General features: G+C 68.0%; 1 protein-coding gene. It reads left to right on the top strand.

All coding sequences use genetic code 11. The annotated features are described in order from the left end of the window. Nucleotides 1-47 precede the first annotated feature (47 nt). The coding region (locus B3M58_RS21810) for an ABC transporter permease subunit (protein WP_296222433.1) at nt 48-676 on the top strand (629 nt) is incomplete at its 3' end.

The following is a 676-nucleotide window of genomic DNA, read 5'->3' as shown; positions in this document are numbered from 1 at the left end:
AAAAGAGCGTCATCCACCCTACGCAGGCCCGCTCTGGAGGCTCGCCCATGAACACCACCACTATCGACCAGAGCCTGCTCTACCCCTCGCCGCTGAAAGAGTTCTGGCAGGCCTTCTCGCGCAACAAAGGCGCGGTCGCCGGCCTGCTGTTCATGTGCGTGCTGGTGTTCTGCGCGCTGTTCGCCCCCTGGATCACCCCGCACGACCCCAGCGAGCAGTACCGCGACTTCCTGCTGACCCCGCCGGCATGGCTGGACGGTGGCCAGACGCAGTTCCTCCTCGGCACCGACGAATTAGGCCGCGACCTGCTCTCGCGGCTGATCGTCGGCGCGCGGCTGTCGCTGTTGATCGGCCTGGCCTCGGTGCTGCTGTCGCTGCTGCCGGGCGTACTGCTGGGCCTGACTGCCGGCTTCTTTCCGCGCCTGCTCGGCCCGACGATCATGCGCCTGATGGACATCATGCTGGCGCTGCCCTCGCTGCTGCTGGCGGTGGCCATCGTCGCCATCCTCGGCCCTGGGCTGATCAACACCGTGATCGCCATCGCCATCGTCTCGCTGCCGTCCTACGTGCGCCTGACCCGCGCCGCGGTGATGGGCGAACTGAACCGCGACTACGTCACCGCCGCGCGCCTGGCCGGCGCCAGCCTGCCACGCCTGATGTTCGTCACCGTGCTGCC

Source organism: Pseudomonas sp. UBA2684 (genome assembly GCA_002354655.1).
Taxonomy (GTDB): domain Bacteria; phylum Pseudomonadota; class Gammaproteobacteria; order Pseudomonadales; family Pseudomonadaceae; genus Aquipseudomonas.
Note: the sequence above shows the minus strand (reverse complement) of the source record. Positions and strands in the feature narration are given on the sequence as shown.